The organism is Ralstonia sp. RRA, assembly GCF_037023145.1.
Lineage (GTDB): Bacteria > Pseudomonadota > Gammaproteobacteria > Burkholderiales > Burkholderiaceae > Ralstonia.
On the sequence record NZ_CP146091.1, the window covers coordinates 2,591,778 to 2,606,335 of the forward strand.

At 64.8% G+C, this 14,558-nt stretch carries 14 protein-coding genes; 5 read left to right on the plus strand and 9 right to left on the minus strand.

Translation table 11 applies throughout. From position 1 onward, the window contains the following. Nucleotides 1-12: 12 nt before the first annotated feature. Genes V6657_RS12545 through V6657_RS12555 form a run of 3 tightly spaced genes read right to left on the minus strand, consistent with a single transcriptional unit; the run spans nt 13 to nt 2,490 of the window. Nucleotides 13-1,209, minus strand: coding sequence for an MFS transporter (locus V6657_RS12545; RefSeq protein WP_048934563.1), 1,197 nt, complete (start codon nt 1,207-1,209; stop codon nt 13-15). Further along, entirely contained in the window at nt 1,206-2,156 is a 951-nt protein-coding gene (locus V6657_RS12550; RefSeq protein WP_048934562.1) for a TIGR03571 family LLM class oxidoreductase, read from the minus strand. The genes V6657_RS12545 and V6657_RS12550 overlap by 4 nt, the downstream gene beginning before the upstream one ends. 13 nt (nt 2,157-2,169) lie before the next feature. After that, complete coding sequence (locus tag V6657_RS12555) at nt 2,170-2,490, minus strand: hypothetical protein (protein WP_048934666.1); 321 nt, start codon at nt 2,488-2,490, stop codon at nt 2,170-2,172. A 229-nt stretch (nt 2,491-2,719) separates the two neighbouring features. Between V6657_RS12555 and V6657_RS12560 the strand changes: the two genes are divergently transcribed. Together V6657_RS12560 and V6657_RS12565 are read left to right on the plus strand one after the other, a co-directional pair. Beyond that, nucleotides 2,720-3,160 (plus strand): helix-turn-helix domain-containing protein, encoded by a 441-nt coding sequence (locus V6657_RS12560; protein WP_048934561.1) that lies wholly within the window; start codon nt 2,720-2,722, stop codon nt 3,158-3,160. A 4-nt stretch (nt 3,161-3,164) separates the two neighbouring features. Then, the gene (locus V6657_RS12565; protein ID WP_048934560.1) at nt 3,165-4,964 is read left to right on the plus strand and encodes a chloride channel protein; all 1,800 of its coding nucleotides are present in this window, start codon (nt 3,165-3,167) and stop codon (nt 4,962-4,964) included. An 11-nt stretch (nt 4,965-4,975) separates the two neighbouring features. Here V6657_RS12565 and V6657_RS12570 read toward each other — a convergent pair whose 3' ends face one another. The 3 genes from V6657_RS12570 to V6657_RS12580 form a co-directional block, all read right to left on the minus strand. Beyond that, nucleotides 4,976-5,932, minus strand: coding sequence for an OmpA family protein (locus tag V6657_RS12570; protein ID WP_248694652.1), 957 nt, complete (start codon nt 5,930-5,932; stop codon nt 4,976-4,978). 95 nt (nt 5,933-6,027) lie between these two features. After that, nucleotides 6,028-7,707, minus strand: a complete 1,680-nt coding sequence (locus tag V6657_RS12575) for a sensor domain-containing diguanylate cyclase (RefSeq protein ID WP_048934559.1) — start codon at nt 7,705-7,707, stop codon at nt 6,028-6,030. A 1-nt stretch (nt 7,708) separates the two neighbouring features. Beyond that, entirely contained in the window at nt 7,709-8,659 is a 951-nt protein-coding gene (locus V6657_RS12580) for an NAD-dependent epimerase/dehydratase family protein (RefSeq protein WP_248694653.1), read from the minus strand. Nucleotides 8,660-8,776: 117 nt separating this feature from the next. Between V6657_RS12580 and V6657_RS12585 the strand changes: the two genes are divergently transcribed. The 3 genes from V6657_RS12585 (at nt 8,777) to V6657_RS12595 (ending at nt 11,840) form a co-directional block, all read left to right on the plus strand. Further along, complete coding sequence (locus V6657_RS12585) at nt 8,777-9,826, plus strand: CDP-6-deoxy-delta-3,4-glucoseen reductase (protein ID WP_048934557.1); 1,050 nt, start codon at nt 8,777-8,779, stop codon at nt 9,824-9,826. Nucleotides 9,827-10,103: 277 nt separating this feature from the next. Then, nucleotides 10,104-11,291 (plus strand): acetylornithine transaminase, encoded by a 1,188-nt coding sequence (locus V6657_RS12590; RefSeq protein WP_021195698.1) that lies wholly within the window; start codon nt 10,104-10,106, stop codon nt 11,289-11,291. Between the two features lie 72 nt (nt 11,292-11,363). Then, complete coding sequence (locus tag V6657_RS12595) at nt 11,364-11,840, plus strand: GNAT family N-acetyltransferase (RefSeq protein ID WP_048934556.1); 477 nt, start codon at nt 11,364-11,366, stop codon at nt 11,838-11,840. Between the two features lie 67 nt (nt 11,841-11,907). Here V6657_RS12595 and V6657_RS12600 read toward each other — a convergent pair whose 3' ends face one another. From V6657_RS12600 to V6657_RS12610, 3 genes are read right to left on the minus strand one after another with little or no spacing between them, the layout of a single operon-like run. Continuing rightward, nucleotides 11,908-12,624 carry an ABC transporter ATP-binding protein gene (locus V6657_RS12600; protein WP_048934555.1) on the minus strand — a complete coding sequence of 239 codons (717 nt, stop codon included), beginning with the start codon at nt 12,622-12,624 and terminating at the stop codon, nt 11,908-11,910. A 16-nt stretch (nt 12,625-12,640) separates the two neighbouring features. Then, nucleotides 12,641-13,417 (minus strand): ABC transporter ATP-binding protein, encoded by a 777-nt coding sequence (locus V6657_RS12605; protein ID WP_048934554.1) that lies wholly within the window; start codon nt 13,415-13,417, stop codon nt 12,641-12,643. A gap of 13 nt (nt 13,418-13,430) precedes the next feature. Next, nucleotides 13,431-14,558 carry an ABC transporter ATP-binding protein gene (locus V6657_RS12610; protein WP_048934553.1) on the minus strand — a complete coding sequence of 376 codons (1,128 nt, stop codon included), beginning with the start codon at nt 14,556-14,558 and terminating at the stop codon, nt 13,431-13,433.

Sequence of the window (14,558 nt, forward strand, 5' to 3'; positions counted from 1 at the left end):
CGTGAAATCAAATTAAGGGTTCATGACCACGCGCGTCCGACGCTGCGTGACCTGCAGGCCAACCAGTGCGAGACCAGCCGCCGCAATCACCGCACCGACAATCGGCACAGCCGCATAACCAAAGCCTGCAGAGATGGCCGCACCGCCCGCTGCCGCACCCAGCGCATTGCCAAGGTTGAATGCGCCCACGTTGACCGACGATGCCAAGCCTGGCGCCTCGGCCGCTGCGCGCATCACCCGCATCTGCAGCGGAGGCACGACGGCAAAGGTGGCGATGCCCCACACCAGCAGCGCGGCGGCCGCACCAAGGTGCGTTTTGGCCAGCACGGGGAAAGCGAGCATCGTCACGATCAGCAGCACCAGGAAGCCGATCAGGCTGCCATCCAGCGAGCGATCGGCCAGCCGGCCACCCGCGATGTTGCCGATCGAGAAGCCGATGCCGATCAGTACCAGCATTGCCGTCACGAACGCGGGTGAGGCACCGGTCAGTTGCGCAAGCGTCGGGGCGACGTACGTGTAGAGCGTGAACATGGCACCGGCGCCGAGCACCGTGGTGGCGAGCGCACCCAGCACGACGGGTCGCGTGAGCACGGCGAGTTCGGCTCGCAGGTTAGGCATCTTGCCGGCCTCACCCTTGGGCAGGGCCGCGAACAAGCCAGCGATGGCAATCACGCCCAGACTTGCCGTGGCGGCAAACGACATGCGCCAGCCGATCATCTGGCCGAGCCACGTCGCGGCCGGCACGCCGCCCACGTTGGCGATCGTCAGGCCCATGAACATGGTCGCCACCGCACTGGCCTGCTTCTCGCGCGGCACGAGGCTCGCTGCCACCACCGAACCGAGGCCGAAGAACGCGCCATGGTTGAGGCTGGTAACGAGTCGTGCGAGCAGCAACGTCGTGTAGTCCGGCGCGACGGCCGACAGCAGGTTGCCGATGGTGAAGATGCTCATCAGCGCGATCAGCGCCTTGCGGCGCGGCCAGCGCGCCAGCAGCAGCGTCATGATCGGCGCGCCGACCATCACGCCGATGGCATACGCGCTGATCAACATGCCGGCCTGCGGAATCGACACATGCACGCCGTCAGCAATCACGGGCAGCAAGCCCATCGGCGAAAACTCGGTGGTGCCAATGCCGAAGGCACCGGCGGCGAGCGCAAGCAGCGGCAGTGTTGCTCTGCTGCGCTCGGTGGAAGGGGTGGTTGGGTTCATGCTGCGTGCTCCAGTACAGGGGTAGGGGTATGGAAGATCGGCAGAACTTCTGCAGCGATTTCCGCAAACGTTTCAGCAAGCGGGCGACGATTGCGACGGAAATGCAGCCCGATATGCTGCACACCCGCTTCACGCATCGCCGCCAGTTCTTCAGCCAGGGCGATACGGCCAGCGCGTGCGCCAAAGCGGTGGCGCTGCAGCGGCATGTGCGGATCGTCGGCAAGGTCAAGGTGGATGAAACTCACATACGGCTTGTCACCCGCCACGGCACGCCACGCGGCGGCGCGCTGTGCGTGGTCTGCCGGTGTGCCCGGATAGGCAAGGCAGCCATCCATGTGCGCGCCAATCCAGGCCGGTGTCTGCTGTGCAAGCCCCGCAACCAGCAACGGCAGCGGCGTACGCAGGGTCGGCAGGACTTCCACGCCGGCGGGCAGATTGCCTTGGGCGCCGTCGCGTAGCATCGCGATCTGGTCGCGAAAGCGTGCGCCGCGCGATTCGAAGTCTCGGTTGAACAGCGGATATTCGACCGGCCGATCACCGCTTGCTACGCCGAGCAGCAGACGGCCGCGGCTGAGTTCTTGCACCGTCGCGGCGGACTTCAGCGTCAACAGCGGCTCGCGCAGCGGCAGCACGACGGCCGCCGTACCGAGCAGAATGTCGCGGGTGACGCCCGCAAGGTAGCCGAGATACGAAAACGCCTCGAACACCTGCGCGGCATCGCCAAACGCGGGATCGTACACCGGCACGTCCCGCACCCAGAGGGCGCGGAAGCCGAGCGTATCCGCCAGTTGCACCAGGGTTGCGTGGTGTTCCATGTCTGGCACGCCGGGGCGGCGTCCATCCTGCTGGCGTTTGGCTTCGCCTGCGGGGGACCAATCGTTGTCGAGCGGCAGCTCGATACCGATGCTGAAGCCGCCGTGTGTCAGTTTGTCGAGTGAAGTAGACATGATCGTGACCGGTTCAGAGCGCGCGCAGGCTGCCTTCCAAGCGGTGCAGTTCCAGAGACGCTGTCGTGAAAAACGAGCGCGAGGTGCCTGCGCCAAAGTCGTCGATGTGGACCACCGTCGAGCGGTCGGCTTCCTGCCATGAAATCGCGTAGATGCCGTCGGCCACCGGCTGCCACGTATAGGCAACCTCGCCGCGGGCACCGGCAAACGGCCCTTCGGTGATCTCGTAGCGCATATGGATGCCGTCCTCGGCATACGCGTTGGTGGCCGTGAGGCCGTCGTAACGGACTTCGAACGTCTTACCGGCAAACGGTGGGAGGGTTGATGCGTGCATGTTGGTGATCTCCTGAAGCCACCACACCACCGGCATGGCCGCTTAGTGCAGTAGGAATGGAGCGCAGTGTGCTGGCTTTGCCTGTGCGCATAAACCCGCTCTGACAAGAAAGACTCTTGAATCTCAATCAACAATCCAAGGGCACCTTCACGTTGCAATTGGTCTATTCGTCACTTTTTTCACATATGTCATGCTGTGATATATTTCGCCCGAAACGTACCGCCACACCATGTCGTCCTCCACCTCACGCCCCCTGTCCAAGCAGGATTTCGAGACCCTGTCCGATTTCCGCTATCACCTACGCCGCTTCCTGCGTGCGTCCGAAGACCTGATCCATTCCGAGGGGATCACGCCGCTGCAATACCAGTTGCTGCTGCACATCAAGGGCTATGCGGGGCGCGAATGGGCGACCGTCGGTGAACTGGCTGAGCGTCTGCAGGCCTCGCCGCACGGCACGGTGGCACTGGTCACGCGCTGTGAAGAAGCGGGCCTGGTCGAGCGACGCCCGAGCGACGCCGACGCGCGCCAGGTGGAAGTCCACCTCAGCAAGAAGGGTGACCGCCTGGTCGCACTGCTGGCGGCGCTGCATCAGAGCGAGCTATCCGCCTTCAGCCGCGCCTTCAAGATTCCGCACCTTCAGCACCCCGTCGAACCCTCTGCCGAGCAGTAACGCCATGCAAACCCTTGACCATCGGCGTGATTTCGCGACCGACACGACGCTCTTTCGCACCACCGCGCTGGCGGTCGTCATTGCCGCCTTCGCCACGCTGGCGGCGGTGGCACTGCTCAACCTGATCCGCTTCTTCACCAACCTGTTCTTCTTCCAGACGCTGTCGCTGGCAGACCGTTCGCCGGCAGCCAACACGCTGGGGCTGTGGGTGATCGTGGTGCCGGTCATTGGCGGGCTGATCGTCGGGCTGATGGCGCGCTTCGGCTCGGAGAAGATTCGCGGGCACGGCATTCCCGAGGCCATTGAAGCCATCCTGTTCGGCAAGAGCAAGATGTCGCCCAAGGTGGCGGTACTCAAGCCGCTGTCGTCGGGCATCGTGATCGGCAGCGGCGGGCCGTTCGGTGCGGAAGGCCCGATCATCATGACCGGCGGCGCAATCGGCTCGCTGTTCGCGCAGTTCTTCAAGCTGACCGCCGCCGAGCGCAAGACGCTGCTGGTGGCGGGTGCCACGGCGGGCATGACGGCGGTGTTCGGCACGCCGGTGGCCGCGTTGCTGCTGGCGGTGGAGCTGCTGCTCTTTGAATGGCGCCCGCGCAGCATGCTGCCGGTGGCCGTGGCGTGCGCGGTGGCGGGTTTCCTGCGTGTGCTGGTGCTGGAGCCGGGTCCCCTCTTCCCGCTGGAGACGGCTCCGGCGACGCTGCCCGCGCTGGGCTCGTGCGTGGTCGCGGGTCTGCTGTGCGGCGCGCTGGCGCGCTCATTGTCGATGGCGCTCTACAAGACCGAAGACCTGTTCGGCCGCCTGCCGATCCACTGGATGTGGTGGCCAGCCATCGGCGGGCTGGCGGTCGGCATTGGCGGTTATTTCGAGCCGCGTGCGCTGGGCGTCGGCTACGACGTCATCGGCGATCTGCTGCACAACCATCTAGCCATCAAGGTGGCGCTGGCATTGCTGGTGGTCAAGGCGATCATCTGGGTGATCGCGCTGGGCTCAGGCACCTCGGGCGGCGTGCTTGCCCCGCTGCTGATGATGGGCGCGGGCTCGGGCGTGCTGATCGGCCCGGTACTGCCGGGTGGCGATCCGGGCCTGTGGCCGCTCGTGTGCATGGCTGCCATGCTGGCCGGCGTACTGGGCGCCCCGCTCACAGCCATCGTCTTCGCCTTCGGGCTCACACACGACGTGAACGCCCTGCTGCCGATCCTGCTGGCGGTAGCGGTGTCCTATGGGTTTGTCGTGCTGACCATGCCGCGCTCGATCATGACGGAGAAGATCGCGCGCCGCGGCTTCCACATCTATCGCGAATATGCCGTTGACCCGCTTGAGCGCCACGCCGTGGGCGAAGTGATGACGCGATCGGTGCAGACCATCGAGGCCGCAGCTTCCGTCACCGATGTACTGACCGCGCGCTTTGGCGCGACGCAGGCACATCGCGCATTTCCAGTCGTTCTCGATGGCGCGCTGGTCGGCACGCTCGACCGCGATGCCCTGCTGGCCGGCCAACAACGCGGCGCGACCACCATTGCCGAACTGTTTGGCACCAATGCCCCCGTGATGGCGCTGCCGGATGAAACCTGCCGCATCGTCGCCACGCGCCTGGCCGTGCACGGACTGGAGCGCTTGCCCGTGGTGGCCGATTCGCAATCGCGCAAGCTGGTGGGTATCGTGTCGCGCAGCGATCTGATCAAGCCGTCGCTGGCGTTCTTTGATGAAGAGCAGCGCCGCGAGCGCTTCCGCCGCGCGCCGCTCTCTGGCGCGCGCACGCAGCTGGAGCTTAGGCGCCGGCGCGCTGGCCGGGCGCCGCGATAGCGCCTTGAGGCTTACTGCAGAACGAGCTCGACGCGGCGGTTCTTTGCGCGTCCGGGCTCGGCGTCGTTGCTGGCCACGGGCGCCAGCGATGCCACACCCTTGCCCGACAAGCGTCCCGCCGCAATCCCGTACTGCGACGACAGCGCCTTGACCACCGCATCCGCACGCTGCTGCGACAACTCCTGGTTGTGCGCAAACTGCCCCTGGTTGTCGGTGTGCCCCACGATGAAGACTTTCAGCGCAGGCGCTGTCTTCAGCAACTGCGCCATCTGGTCGAGTTGCGCCTTGGATTCCGGCTTCAGCGTCGCCTTGTCGGTGTCGAAGTAGACGCCGTACAGCGCGACCTTGCCGTCGCTCTGCAGGGCCTTCTGCAAGGCCGGCGCGTCCAGCAACTGCACCTGCCCGGTCTGCATGGCCTGCCCGTCAACCACCTGCTCGTAGACATACGCGCCGCCATTGCCTGAGGTGCTCGCTTCCATCACGTGCAGAAACACCGTGGTAGTGCCTTGCGCGTTGGCACGCTGGGCCAGAATCGCCCGGTTTGGCGGGCCGAACGATGCATCGCCAAAGCCAGTCGGGGCGACCTTGTTCATGTTGTGCACATAGCCCGCGAAGCGCCTTCCGCAGTCATCGTTTGCACACTGGAACAGCACCTTGAATCCCGACTTGGCCAAGGCCTGCTCGTAGTTGCGCGTAATCTCCAGCGCGCTCTTGTCGCCGGGAATCCGGTAGCTGATGTAGGTGATCTTGCCTTCGGCCTTGAGCAGCTTCGGATTGTGGTCGTCTTCGATCGGTGCGTTGGGCAACACGGCCTCGTCGAAGCTCGTCACCTTGTACGCGGCAATGGTGGCACCGGCAAAGCGCCCCAGTGCCGGGTGGTCCTTGGACCCTTTGACATCGGCGGCATGCGCCAGCGCGGTGGCGCCCAGCAGCGGCAACACCGCCAATACGGACAAACGATTCAGCAAGATTCCCTCCGGAACACGATCAACAGGCGCCATGTGGCGCGTCGGCCGAGTATAGGAAGCCATCCGCTGTGTTGTGTTACGCCGCCGTAACCTGCTTACCCTGCGATGTGCCGGTTACGCCCGCTCTCCTTGGCGCGGTACAGCGCCAGATCGGCGCGCTTGAGCATCTCCGATGCGGTATCGCCTGTGCGATAGCCCGTCATGCCCATGCTGACGGTCATGGTCAGGCCGGTGGGGAAGTTCTCGTCAGGCTCGGCCACGGCGGCGCGCAGGCGCTCGGCCACCTCGGTGGCCTCCTCCAGCGTGGTGCGACCCATCACAACGGCAAACTCCTCGCCGCCCAGGCGGCCGACAAGATCGCCGCTGCGCAGGGCCCCCGTCGCCAGCGAGGCAAAGCGCTGCAGCGCCATGTCGCCCACCGCGTGGCCCCACGTATCGTTGATGCGCTTGAAATGGTCAAGATCAGCCAGCACCAGCACCAGTGGTTCGCCACGATTGTGGGCCCGCGTGAGCACCGTATCGAACAGTGCCAGGAAGCGGCGCCGCGTCAGTACACCGGTCAGGTGGTCAAAGTGTGCCTCGTTGGCGAGCGCACTGTTGGTGCGCTGCAGCCGCTGATTCAGGTGGCGCGTCAGGCGGTGATGCTGCCGCTCACGCACCAATGACCACACCACCAACACAAAGCTCAGCAACACGCTCACGAACAGCACGAAGCCGATCGCGCGGTTGCGGTCATGGTTGACCATCTGCTGGGACCACGCCGGCAGCGGCTCGGCCACCATGATCGTGAGGTCCGCGCTGGCGTTGCGCGACACGGTCAGAGAGGGTGTCGCAACGCCATCACGCCAGGTCAGCGCATTGCGCACCTCCGCCGGCACCCAGTTGGGCACGTCAGGGCGTGCCTGCGCCGTCGGCCCGGTTGGGTGATACGGCCACGCATCAAAATCGACACGCTGATACGCGTTGTAGCGCTCGCTTGCGCTCATGTGCTGCAGGCGTGAGTCCGGCAGGATCTTGCCCACCAGCGATGCATCGGTCGACAGGATGATGAGCCCATTCGGGTCGGTCAGCAGCGACGTTGGGTGCGACACCCAGTGCTGCAAGCGCGTGAGACTCACCTTGGTGGCCATTGCCGCCACCAGATAACCCGCGTCGTCATACACCGGTGCTGCGAAGAACAAGCCCGGCACGCCCGTCGCCATGCCCACCGTAAACTGCTCGCCCAGCCCGCCCAGCATCGCCTCCTTCATGTAGGGCTGCATGGCAGACTGCACGCCCAGGAACGATTCAGCATGGCTCGCGTTGTTGGCCAGCACCACGTAGCCGCGCTGGTCGACAACCCACACGTAGTCCAGCCCAAGATTGCCCGCAGCGGCGCCCAGGAACGCACTGGTGTCGGCGACCTCCGGATGCGTCAGCGCCTCCCTTGCGCGCGAGCCCTGGTCCATCAGGTTCCAGCGCCGCGTGTCGACGCGGTTCACGGCACGGGGGATGGCCTCGATCTGCGCGAGCGTCTGCGGAACGGCGCGCAACAGCGCCACGTCAGCGGTGATCTGGTTCGACATGCCCTCGGCCACCTGCGCAGCCAACTGGCGGCGTGCATCCACCATCTGCTGCACATCGCGCGCGCCCATTGCATCGGCCACCATGTTGGCGGCAACCCAGCACAGCACCACGCCCACGGCCAAGCCCGCCAGCACGAGTGCAACGCGCGCAATGCGGCGGCGCTCGAACGAGCCCGCCGCGGAGGTTGGCGAAGGCGCGAGCGCAGCCATGTCAGGCCTCGGCTTGCAGGAAGTCGGCCACGGTCGGATAGCGCAGCGTCACGCGCAGCTCATGTGTCAGACGCGCATTGCGCAGCCGGCGCGATTCGCTCATGAAGGACAGTAGCGACGGCTCGATCTGCGCAACGGCTTCGGCCCGGGAGATGCGCGGCGGCCGCGGCAAGCCACGCGCGTCGGCTACGGCATCGAAGTAATCGCCCATGCGCAACTCGGAGGCATCGCTGGCGTGCACGACGCGCTGTGCGCGGCCGCGCACCAGTGCAGCAATCAGCGCGCGCGCCAGGTCGTCGGCGTGAATGTGGTTGGTGTAGACGTCGTCTTCTGCGCGCAGGGCAGGCGTGCCACGCTGCAGACGCGCCACCGGCAGGCGGTCGCCGGCATAAATGCCGGGAATGCGCAGAATCGACGTGCGCCAGCCGCCGCTCACACCAAACCAGCGCACCCGGCGTTCCGCCGCCACGCGACGCTGGGCGCGGGCGGTGGTCGGCTTGACCGGGCGGGATTCGTCCACCCACGCGCCGGCCGCATCCCCATAAACACCGCTGGTGCTCGCGTACACGAACGCACGCGCTTGGAGGCGGGTTTTCAAGCGGCCCGTCAGGCCACCTGATCGGCGGGCCCGGTCAGGTAAAATGCGATGTTTTGACGCTGGGCGGGCCAGCGCGTGCAGCAGCGCAGCGGTACGCGGGTCGTCATTGCCGATGGCCGGCGGTGGCGCCAGGTGCAGCACGCGAGTGCTCAACCCGCGCAAGCGGCGCAGCGATGCGGCATCGTCCAGGTTGGCCAGAACCGGCACGGCGCCGGCTTCGCGCAGTGGTGCACGACCTTCCTGGCGCGAGGTGACGGCAAAGACGCGAAAACGCGTGCGCAATCGCGTCAGGCAACGCTGGCCGACATCACCGCAGCCGACGATCAGTACGCGTGGACGCCCCAGACGGGACATGGCGCGTTGGGTAAATTCAGGTGGCCGGGCTCTTGCCGGGGTCATGATTGGACGTGCCGACGTATGTGCCGCACCTTGGCGACCAGACACTCTTTTCAACATATTCGGAATTGTAGTATGGCTTATCAGATCAACGTGCTGCCCAGCGGCCGCCAGTTCCAGGCCGAAGACGGCGAGACCATCCTTGCAGCAGCGCTGCGCCAGGGCATCGGCCTGCCGTACGGCTGCAAGAACGGTGCGTGCGGTTCATGCAAGGGCCACGTGCGCGAGGGCTCCATTGTCCAGGGCAACCACTCGCCCAACGCGCTCTCCGCCCAGGAAGCCACGGAAGGCCGCGCGCTGTTCTGCTGCGCCACCCCCGCCACCGACGTCACCATTGAAGTGCGCGAAGTGCAAGGCGCCGGCGACGTGCCCATCAAGAAAATCCCGTGCCGCGTCGCGTCGCTGGAAAAGGCCGCGCCGGACGTCACCATCGTCAAGCTGCAACTGCCTGCCACCGAGCGTATGCAATTCCTGGCCGGGCAGTACGTCGAATTCATCCTGCGCGACGGCAAGCGCCGCAGCTACTCGATCGCCAACCCGCCGCACGAAGAAGGCCCGATCGAGCTGCACATCCGCCACATGCCGGGCGGCGCATTCACCGACTACGTGTTCGGCGCCAAGGAAGGCGCCCCCGCCATGAAAGAGCGCGACATCCTGCGCTTCGAAGGGCCGCTGGGCAGCTTCTTCCTGCGTGAAGAATCCGACAAGCCGATCATCCTGCTGGCCTCGGGCACGGGTTTCGCGCCCATCAAGGCCATCGTCGAGCATGCGCAGTTCATCGGCAGCACGCGCCCGATGACGCTGTACTGGGGCGGCCGCCGCCCGCAAGACCTGTACATGCATGCGAAGGCAGAGGAATGGGCGCGCACGATCCCGGGGTTCACGTACGTGCCGGTGGTCTCCAACGCCCTGCCCGAAGACGCCTGGACGGGCCGCACCGGCTTCGTCCACCAAGCCGTGATGGCCGATCACCCCGACCTGTCGAACCACGAGGTCTACGCCTGCGGTGCGCCGGTTGTGATCAACTCGGCCCGCGCGGACTTCGCCGCCCAGTGCCAGATGCACCCGGACGCATTCTTCGCCGACTCGTTCACATCGGAGGCGGACCTGCACCCGGCCGGCTAAGCTAACCGTTGCACAAATCCAAACCGGGTCGAAATTTCGTTTTGACTTGACTTGGCATCCGTCTTATTCTTGCGCCCTATGAACCAAGCCCTGCACCTCCGACGCCGCCGTACGTTGCTCCCTCCGGGAAGCCGCGCGGCTGTCTGCTGATTGCATATCGGGTTCACAGGATTCGACGATCACAAGGCCACGGGGCAACCCCCGTGGCCTTTGTCTTTTTCCAACCAGCGCTTTTCTAGTTTTTCATCTTCCTGCCGCCTTTTTCTGGAGCACTGCCATGGCGTTTGCTGACTACCCCGTCCAGTCCCTGATGTACATCACCAACCGGCCCGAGATCGTCTTCACCGAAGGCAAGGGCTCGTGGCTGACGGATCACAACGGCAAGCGATACCTGGACTTCGTGCAAGGCTGGGCCGTCAACTGCCTCGGCCACTCCAACGACGGCATGATCGAAGCGCTCAACGCGCAAGCCAAGAAGCTGATCAACCCGAGCCCGGCCTTCTACAACGAGCCGATGGCCAAGCTGGCCGGCCTGCTGACCGCGCACAGCTGCTTCGACAAGGTGTTCTTCGCCAACAGCGGCGCCGAAGCCAACGAAGGCGCCATCAAGCTCGCGCGCAAGTGGGGCAAGAAGCATAAGAACGGCGCGTTCCAGATCATCACGTTTGACCACAGCTTCCATGGCCGTACGCTCGCCACCATGAGCGCGTCGGGCAAGGCCGGCTGGGACACCATCTTCGCGCCGCAAGTGCCGGGCTTCCCGAAGGCCATCCTGAATGACATCGCTTCGGTGGAAGCGCTCATCACCGACGAGACCGTCGGCGTGATGCTCGAGCCGGTGCAAGGCGAAGGCGGCGTGCTGCCCGCCACGCCGGAGTTCATGCAGCAACTGCGCGCGCTGACCAAGAAGCACAAGATCCTGCTGATCGTCGATGAAGTGCAGGCGGGGTGCGGGCGTTGCGGCACCCTCTTCGCCTACCAGCTCTCGAACATCGAGCCGGACATCATGACGCTGGGCAAGGGCATCGGCGGCGGCGTGCCGCTGTCGGCCCTGCTGTGCACGGATGAAGTGGCCAGCTTCGAAGCCGGCGACCAGGGCGGCACCTACAACGGCAACCCGTTGATGACGGCCGTCGGCTGCTCGGTGATCGAGCAACTGCTGGCCCCGGGCTTCCTGGCTGGTGTTGAGGAGCGCGGCGCCTACCTGCGCAAGCAACTGCTGCAACTGTCGGAAGAATTCGGCCTGGCCGGCGAGCGCGGTAACGGCCTGCTGCGCGCCTTGCTGCTCGGCAAGGACATCGGCGGCCAACTGGTCGAAGCCGCGCGCGAGATGAACCCGACGGGCCTGCTGCTGAACGCACCGCGCCCGAACATCCTGCGCTTCATGCCGGCGCTGAACGTGACGACCGAAGAGATCGACACGATGATCGGCATGCTGCGTACCTTGCTCAAGGCGCACGCTTAAGCTTCAACGCATCACTCAGGGCGGCGCGCAACGCGTCGCCCTCCTCCGCTGTTTCCCACCCTGAGGTTTGCCATGGCCGCAACGCTTGTTGTTCCGGCCACGGGGATCGTTTTGTCTGACGATCCCGCGTGGCTCCCGCTGGACCAGATCTACGGTTTCCTTTCACAGGAAACACATTGGGCGCGCGGCCTGCCCCGTGCGGTGTTTGACCGATCGATCGCCAACTCGCTGTGCTTCGCTGCCTATCGTTTGAACGACGATGGCTCACACGGTGACCTCGTAGGCTTCGCACGCACCATCACTGACCGCGCGACGTTCGCCTACCTGTGCGACGTGTTCGTACTGCCCGAGTGGCGCGGCAAGGGTGTCTCGCACGCGCTGATGGATTTCCTGCGTGAGCACCCCGAACTGCAGAGCCTGCGCCGCACGGTGCTGGTCACCACGGGTGCCGACTGGCTCTATCGCAAGCATGGCTTTACCGATGTGCCCGAGGGGATCGGCTTCATGCAGCTGCATCGGCCGAACATCTACAAGACGGCAGCGGCCTGAAACGCAGGACACTCGCCAAAGAAAAAGCCCCGCAGTTGCGGGGCTTTCTCATGGTACTGCGAGATGCTTATTCGCCCAGGTAGGCGGCACGCACCTTCGGATCATCCAGCATCTGCTTGGCATCGCCGCTCATGGTGATGAGACCGGAGTCCATCACGTAGCCGCGGTGTGCTGCCTGCAGTGCCAGGCGCGCGTTCTGCTCGACGAGCAGCACGGTCACGCCTTGCGCCGAGATGTCGCGCACCACCTCGAAGATCTTCTCCACCATGATCGGCGAGAGACCCATCGACGGTTCGTCCAGCAGCAGCAGCTTCGGTTGGCTCATCAGCGCGCGCGCCATGGCCAGCATCTGCTGCTCGCCGCCCGACATCGTGCCGGCCAGCTGGTTTGCACGCTCCTTCAGGCGCGGGAAGATGCCGAACATGCGGTCGATGTCGGCCTTGATCTGCGCCTCGTCGTCGCGCGTGAAGGCACCCATCTGCAGGTTCTCGACGATGGTCATGCGCGCGAACACGCCGCGGCCTTCCGGCACCATCGCCAGACCCTGCTTGAGCAGGTTGTAGCTCGGCACGCCCTTGATGGACTTGCCCAGATACTGCACATCACCAGCGGCCCAGCCCTGCAGGCCGGTGATGGCCTTCATGGTGGTCGTCTTGCCGGCGCCGTTGGCACCGATCAGCGTGACCAGCTCACCTTCGCGAATCTCCAGATCCACGCCCTTGACTGCCTGGATGCCGCCGTAAGCGACTTTCAGGCTGTCGATCTTCAACATTACTGGTTTCATATTCCGTTCCTCCGCATCAGTGCGCCGATGCGCCGAGGTAGGCCTCGATCACGGCCGGGTTGCTCTGCACTTCCTGCGGCAGGCCTTGCGCGATCACCTTGCCGTAGTCCAGCACGGTCAGGCGGTTGCACAGGCCCATCACCAGCTTCACGTCGTGTTCGATCAGCAGGATGGTTTTACCGTCGGAACGGATCTTGTCGAGCAGGCCACGGAGCTCCACCTTTTCCGTGGCGTTCATGCCGGCAGCCGGTTCGTCCAGGGCCAGCAGCTTGGGCTGCGTGGCCAGGGCGCGGGCGATTTCCAGACGACGCTGGTGACCGTACGACAGGTTGCGCGCCGTGTAGTTGGCGTACTTGCCGATGCCGACGTACTCGAGCAGGTCGTGCGCCCAGTCTTCGATGGAGGCTTCTTCCTCGCGTGCGGACTTGGTGCGGAACACTGCGCCGATCAGGCCAGCCTTGGTGCGCACGTGGCGGCCGACCATGACGTTTTCCGCCGCAGTCATGTCGCCGAACAGGCGGATGTTCTGGAACGTGCGGGCGATACCGGCCTTGGCCACCTCGTGCACGGCGGTCGGCTGATACGGCACGCCGCCCAGCACGAACTCACCTGCGTCGGGCGTGTACAGGCCCGTGATGACGTTGAAGAACGTGGTCTTGCCGGCACCGTTCGGGCCGATCAGACCGTAGATTTCGCCTTCGCGAATTTCCAGACTCACGTCGGACAGCGCTTGCAGGCCGCCGAAACGCTTCTGCACTCCTCGGATCGAGAGGAGGACGTTGTTATTGCTCATGTGCGTGCCTCCATCAGATACGGGACAGTCCACCAGCCCGCTGCTTCTGCGGACGGTCTTCCTTGCGCGGCGAGGGCCACAGGCCCGACGGGCGATACAGCATCACCACGACCATCGCCAGGCCGAACAGCAACTGACGCAGCACTTCCGCTTCCACGATCACATGGCCAAACAGCTTGTTCTGCACCGGCTCGGCCAGCGCACGCAGCAGCTCTTGGAAACCCACCAGCAGGATGCCGCCCAGGATCACGCCCGGGATATGCCCCATGCCGCCCAGCACGACGATCGCCAGGATGTAGATCGACTCCCACAGCACGAACGATTCCGGTGACACAAAGCCTTGGAACGACGCGAACATCGCCCCCGACACACCACCGAACGACGCGCCCATGGCAAAGGCCAGCAGCTTGATGTTGCGGGTGTTGATGCCCATCGCCTTGGCAGCGATTTCATCTTCACGCAGCGCCACCCATGCACGACCGATACGCGAGTTCTGCAACCGCAGGCACACGATGATGATGATCGCGGCCAGCAGCACGAACAGGTAGTAGTACATGTAGACCGAGTCGAAGCGGATGCCGAAGAAGTCATGGCGCTTCGAGAAGTCAAACCCGAAGATCTTGACCGGCTCGATCAGGTTGATGCCCTTCGGACCGTTGGTGATGTTCACCGGGCGGTCGAGGTTGTTCATGAAGATCCGGATGATTTCACCAAAGCCCAGCGTCACGATAGCGAGGTAGTCACCGCGCAGCTTCAGCACCGGCGTGCCCAGCAGAATGCCGAACAACGCCGCCAGCCCAGCACCCAGCGGGATCACCCACCAGACGATGAGGTGCAGCCCATTCGGGAACAACTGATGAATCCACTCGAACTGGTTCGACAGGTGCGGCGAACCCAGCAACGCCATCATGTAGGCGCCCACCGCGTAGAACGCGATGTAGCCCAAGTCGAGCAGGCCAGCAAAGCCCACCACGATGTTCAGGCCCAGGGCCAGCATGATGTACAGCAGTGCGAAGTCCAGCACGCGCACCCAGTAGTTGCCACCTGCGGCACCCACGATGAACGGCGCGAAGATCGCGAGGATCAGGAAGCCGTACAGCGCGGCGCGCGTCTTCATCGGCGCTTTGAAATTTTCTGTCAT

What these genes read in the sequence shown, in the direction of transcription:
- V6657_RS12600 (WP_048934555.1), bottom strand. Translation starts at nt 12,624, where the DNA reads ATGAAACCAGTAATGTTGAAGATCGACAGCCTGAAAGTCGCTTACGGC.
- V6657_RS12555 (WP_048934666.1), bottom strand. Translation starts at nt 2,490, where the DNA reads ATGCACGCATCAACCCTCCCACCGTTTGCCGGTAAGACGTTCGAAGTC.
- V6657_RS12575 (WP_048934559.1), bottom strand. Translation starts at nt 7,707, where the DNA reads ATGGCTGCGCTCGCGCCTTCGCCAACCTCCGCGGCGGGCTCGTTCGAG.
- V6657_RS12560 (WP_048934561.1), top strand. Translation starts at nt 2,720, where the DNA reads ATGTCGTCCTCCACCTCACGCCCCCTGTCCAAGCAGGATTTCGAGACC.
- V6657_RS12580 (WP_248694653.1), bottom strand. Translation starts at nt 8,659, where the DNA reads ATGTCCCGTCTGGGGCGTCCACGCGTACTGATCGTCGGCTGCGGTGAT.
- V6657_RS12545 (WP_048934563.1), bottom strand. Translation starts at nt 1,209, where the DNA reads ATGAACCCAACCACCCCTTCCACCGAGCGCAGCAGAGCAACACTGCCG.
- V6657_RS12585 (WP_048934557.1), top strand. Translation starts at nt 8,777, where the DNA reads ATGGCTTATCAGATCAACGTGCTGCCCAGCGGCCGCCAGTTCCAGGCC.
- V6657_RS12605 (WP_048934554.1), bottom strand. Translation starts at nt 13,417, where the DNA reads ATGAGCAATAACAACGTCCTCCTCTCGATCCGAGGAGTGCAGAAGCGT.
- V6657_RS12565 (WP_048934560.1), top strand. Translation starts at nt 3,165, where the DNA reads ATGCAAACCCTTGACCATCGGCGTGATTTCGCGACCGACACGACGCTC.
- V6657_RS12610 (WP_048934553.1), bottom strand. Translation starts at nt 14,558, where the DNA reads ATGACAGAAAATTTCAAAGCGCCGATGAAGACGCGCGCCGCGCTGTAC.
- V6657_RS12550 (WP_048934562.1), bottom strand. Translation starts at nt 2,156, where the DNA reads ATGTCTACTTCACTCGACAAACTGACACACGGCGGCTTCAGCATCGGT.
- V6657_RS12595 (WP_048934556.1), top strand. Translation starts at nt 11,364, where the DNA reads ATGGCCGCAACGCTTGTTGTTCCGGCCACGGGGATCGTTTTGTCTGAC.
- V6657_RS12590 (WP_021195698.1), top strand. Translation starts at nt 10,104, where the DNA reads ATGGCGTTTGCTGACTACCCCGTCCAGTCCCTGATGTACATCACCAAC.